At 52.7% G+C, this 4,688-nt stretch carries 4 protein-coding genes; 3 read left to right on the top strand and 1 reads right to left on the bottom strand.

Annotated features, from left to right (window positions below; all coding sequences use genetic code 11):
* From Q0294_RS06200 to Q0294_RS06190, 3 genes are all read left to right on the top strand, one after another.
* Positions 1 to 2,398, top strand: a 2,398-nt coding sequence (locus tag Q0294_RS06200; protein WP_299461996.1) for a PQQ-binding-like beta-propeller repeat protein, incomplete at its 5' end; no start/stop codon positions are given.
* Between the two features lie 53 nt (positions 2,399 to 2,451).
* On the top strand, positions 2,452 to 3,252 hold the full coding sequence (locus Q0294_RS06195) for a YgcG family protein (RefSeq protein WP_299461994.1): 801 nt from the start codon (positions 2,452 to 2,454) through the stop codon (positions 3,250 to 3,252).
* 39 nt (positions 3,253 to 3,291) lie between these two features.
* The gene (locus Q0294_RS06190) at positions 3,292 to 3,969 is read left to right on the top strand and encodes a hypothetical protein (protein ID WP_299461992.1); all 678 of its coding nucleotides are present in this window, start codon (positions 3,292 to 3,294) and stop codon (positions 3,967 to 3,969) included.
* 29 nt (positions 3,970 to 3,998) lie between these two features.
* Here the strand turns inward: Q0294_RS06190 and Q0294_RS06185 are convergent, their stop codons facing one another.
* Positions 3,999 to 4,517 (bottom strand): hypothetical protein, encoded by a 519-nt coding sequence (locus Q0294_RS06185; RefSeq protein WP_299461990.1) that lies wholly within the window; start codon positions 4,515 to 4,517, stop codon positions 3,999 to 4,001.
* Positions 4,518 to 4,688: the final 171 nt, after the last annotated feature.

The following is a 4,688-nucleotide window of genomic DNA, read 5'->3' as shown; positions in this document are numbered from 1 at the left end:
CGAGGAAGGCAGACTCGCTTATGAATTGGCCAGCAACAGTAATCTGAAAATCTACTGTATCGAACCTGATTCCGCCAAAGTCGCCGCTTCCCGCCAGAAACTGAGTCAGGCCGGTTATTACGGGCATCGCATCACCGTTCATCAAACGGAACTCTCTCCGCTCCCCTACTCACGCTATTTCGCAAATCTGATTGTTTCAGACACCCTGCTCAAAACCGGTCAGATTCCGGGAATCCCGAAAGACATCGCCACACATCTGAAACCGCTGGGCGGAACGATCTGCCTGGGTGTCCCCGCGAATTCCAAAGCAGAAACGGTTTCAGAGCAGAAATTGACCGACTGGCTCAAACAGACAAATCTCTCTGAGACTTCCAACATCAAGACCGTAAACGGTTATGCCCTGCTTACGCGCGGCGCCTTGCCGGGAGCCGGAAGCTGGTCTCATCAATACGGCGATCCGGGAAATACCGCCAGCAGTAAAGATCAACTGGTCCGCGGCGGCCTGGGCGTACTCTGGTTTGGCGATCCAGGTGAAAAGAAAATGGTCAATCGTCACGAAGGAGCCGTCGGCCCGCTGGCGATTAACGGCCGCCTGTTTATTCAAGGCGACAGCACCATCATGGCTTTCGACGCCTACAACGGCTTATTCCTCTGGGAACGCGAAAACCCGCAGGCCATCCGCACCGGCGTGTTTCAGAATCAAAACCCGGGTAATCTGGTGGCCAGCGATGACAACCTCTTTTTCATGATGAAAGAAAACTGCTACCAGTTAGATGCAGCGACAGGCAAAACGGTGGCCACGATCGCGTTACCGGAAAATCTCAATGATGGAAATCACGAATGGGGTTATCTGTCGTATCAGGAAGGTCTGATCTTCGGAACCGCCACCACACGCAAGGAACTCGAAGCCCGCCAGATACGTCGCGGCCGCAAAACCGAAGATTCTACAGACGCTCTGTTTGCCATCGATGTCAAAACCGGCAAACCCGTCTGGAGCTATCAGGGCAAAAATATCGCACATCATACCATCGCGATCGGCCCCGAAGCCGCTTACTTCATCGACAGTTCCATCACCAGTGAGCAACGCGCGGAAATCCTGCGTCAGGATAAATCACACCTGGAAAAGCTGACGGGCAAAGAACGGGAAATCGCCGAAGACCGATTGAAAACGCAAGACCTCCGACTGGCCGTTGCCCTCGATATCAAAACCGGCAAAAAACTCTGGTCGACCCCCGTGGATGTCACCGACTGCAGTGAAATTGGAATCGGCGGCGGTAAATTAACCCTGCTCTATCAAAACAACGTGTTGCTGATTTGCGGGGCCAATGCGAACGGTCATTACTGGAAACAGTTTATCGAAGGAGATTTCTCCCGCCGTCGTCTGGTCGCTTTAAATGCCGGCGATGGTTCCAAGCTCTGGAAGAAAGATGCCAACTATCGGCATCGGCCAATTATTGTCGGCGATAAGATCATCGCCGAACCCTGGTCCTACGATCTCTATACCGGAATTCAGCACACGCGCAAACATCCCCTCACCGGCCAGCAAGTCCCCTGGAGTATCATGCGGGAAGGCCATCACTGTGGTATGCTCGCTGCCTCTGAAAATCTGCTGATGTTCCGCTCCGGCTATACCGGCTTTTATGATCTGGAAAAAGACGCCGGCACCCGGCACTTCGCCGGTCATCGTACCGGTTGCTGGATCAACGCCATTCCCGCTAACGGTCTGGTGATGATTCCGGAATCCAGTGCGGGTTGCGTTTGTCTGTTTTCCATTTCCTCCACGATTGTGCTCGAACCACGCGAAGAACGGACCTACTGGACCATCTTCAGTTCCGTGGGCCCTAAGACTCCGGTCCAGCATATGGCTTTAAACATGGGTGCCCCTGGCGACAGACGCGACGCACATGATACGGTCTGGATGGCTTATCCGCGCCCGCGTCCGAGTCGTGAAACGGGACTCGATTTCAAATTTGATATCAACCCTCAATTCGCCGAAGGGGGCGGATACGAAAGTCTGAATGAAATCACGCACCCCGTTAAAGATGCCGAATCTCCCTGGGTCTTTACATCCTGGGCACGTGGTTTGAAAGAATGTACGATTCCTCTTTTAGGAAAAGACGATGCACCGGCGACCTACACTGTAGAACTTTCATTCTCAGAACTTGAGCCGGTCTCATTGAACAAACAGCAGGAACCGCCTCTGTTTGACATTAAACTGCAGGGAAAAGTCGTTCAAAAAAGCTTTAACCCCCACGCAGCCAAATCAACGCTGATTCAAAAATTTGAGGGAGTCCCCGTCAAAGATAACCTGCATCTGGAACTCGTACCGCAAAACGAAAGTGCGAAGCAAATGCCAGCCGCATTAAGTGGAATTGAAATTATCCGCTCAGATTCATAGACTGGCAGACAGATCCCGTAACTTTGCCAGCTCTCTCATTCAAGCGAGACGATGTGAAATATTCTCTTAATCGCAAACGAGTCGTTGTCTGTCTGTTCATTCTGTTCCTGTTCGGCTCTCGCGGGCTTACTTCTGTCCGTGCGCTGGAATTGACAATCGAGCGGCCCGGAGATCGTGAATTCGTACGCGATCTCGCGGGGATGCTGGATGAGCAAACCACCAAACAGATCAAAGAACTCTGTGACAAACTGCTCACCGACAAGGCCACGCCGATCATTGTGGTCACCATCGACTCGATGGCGGAATATGGCGGAGCCGACATGCGGATTGAAACCTTCGCCACCATTCTGTTCAATCAATGGCAAATCGGTCATGCCAAGCTGGGAGATCAGGACTGGAACACCGGCATCTTAGTGCTGGTTTCTAAAAATGACCGCAAAGCCCGCATTGAACTCGGCGCGGGCTGGGGACGTCGTGAAGACGCACTCTGCCGTCAAATCATGGACGAATACATGGTCCCGCTCTTTAAACAAGGTCAGTTCTCGCAGGGAATTCTGGCGGGGGTCGAAGCGCTGGACAAGATGGCGCGGAAACTGGAACTGCCCACGAAACCGGTTTCCCCCTGGACCTATGTCATTATCGCCGTCGCCATCGGGCTCGTTATTTTCACAGTCGTCTCCTTGATCCGGCGCGGCTCCAGTGGCTGGGCCTGGCTGATGTGGGGTGTGATCTTTGCCGTTATCGGCACGCTCCTCTACCAGATGCTCAACAATCGGGGAGGTGGTGGAGGCTTCGGCGGCGGCTCGTTTGGAGGCGGGTTTTCCGGAGGCGGTGGTGCCTCTGGTTCCTGGTAATTGAGTCCCCCTCTCACACAATATTGAAAGCAGCAACTCATGCAAAGCGCATTTAATTATTTAACCGAAGCACAACAGCAGCAGGTTGAACAGGCGGTCGTGGAAGCAGAAAAACGCACGTCCTGCGAAATCGTGCCTGTTCTGGCGACTGCTTCCGGTCGGTATGATCGCCCCGAAGATATTGTCGGCCTGTGGCTGACCGTCGTTACCGCACTCTGTCTCTGGTTTTTCTTTCCGAGAAATTCAGGGCAGCCTGGAGACTGGGGCGGCTTGCCTGTCGCCGTCGAACTGATTTTTGTCGCGTTATTATTGATCATCGCTTTCATCATGGGCGCGATTGCCGGCAGCAGAATTGGCTGGCTCAGACGATTATTCACCCCCCGCCAGCAGATGCAGGATGAAGTCGCCGCCCGCGCTCGCGAAATTTTCTTCGACAAACGCGTGCATCATACAGAAGGCGGAACCGGTATCCTGATTTACATCTCCCTCTTCGAACACATGGCCGTCGCACTCGCCGATCAGGCCATCATTGACAAACTGGGACAATCGTTCGTCGATCAAATCTGCCAGCAGTTAACGAACGGACTGCATGCAGGCGACGCGACCACCGCGATCTGTAATGTCATCAAAGAAATCGGCGATCAGGCGGCCACCCCTCTCCCCCGCGCCGACGATGACCAGAACGAACTGAATGATCTGCTGGTTTTAATCGACTAGTCCGCTTCGAAAGAGCGTAACACACCGGATCAATCAGCCAGGACACGCCAGGCAGGAAGCGGAAAACCGAAGTCGGGTTCCTTTGAATTGACGGCTTCGACAACGCGAAACTGATCCAGGTCTGAAATATCAATGTGATACTTATAGAATGTGGGGGAAGCGTAAATTGCCCTATAAGTAACGTTGAGTCGACCCCGAACCTCAATTTCTTTGCCTGTGAAGTGTTGTTTGAGGTCGAAAACTCCAAGACGCTGAAATGCCTTTTCTGCCTGAGGTGTAATCGCGATATAAAATTGCGCATTCGGACAGTCCCCAGAAACAGGATGGAGAATGGTCTGCTGGTACCTTTGATGGTCCACACCGATCACCGTCTGCGAATCAATCGAACCAACTTGAAAACGAACGACCAGCGGCCCCTGTGTTCCGTTGAGCGTGTTTTCATACAGCGCGGTGTGTTCCGCGAGAATTTGCGTGGGAGTGAAGATCGGAACGGGAGTGGGCTCAACCGTCCCCAACATGCCTGCGAAAACCAGTAAGGGAATCAACATGGTTTTTCTCCTGACCAGAGACTCATCCCAAAAACAAACTTCGATATCAATTATGCGGCAACGTTACCAATCTGACAAGCTCTCTTTCGCCGATTCGGACACGCTGCGATTTTGCCACAGGAACTTCTTCAACAATTCAGTGAATTCCGAGTGACCAATTCTGGTTTCAAA

This window comes from uncultured Gimesia sp., from assembly GCF_937919775.1.
In the GTDB taxonomy this organism is placed as follows: domain Bacteria; phylum Planctomycetota; class Planctomycetia; order Planctomycetales; family Planctomycetaceae; genus Gimesia.
Note: the sequence above shows the minus strand (reverse complement) of the source record. Positions and strands in the feature narration are given on the sequence as shown.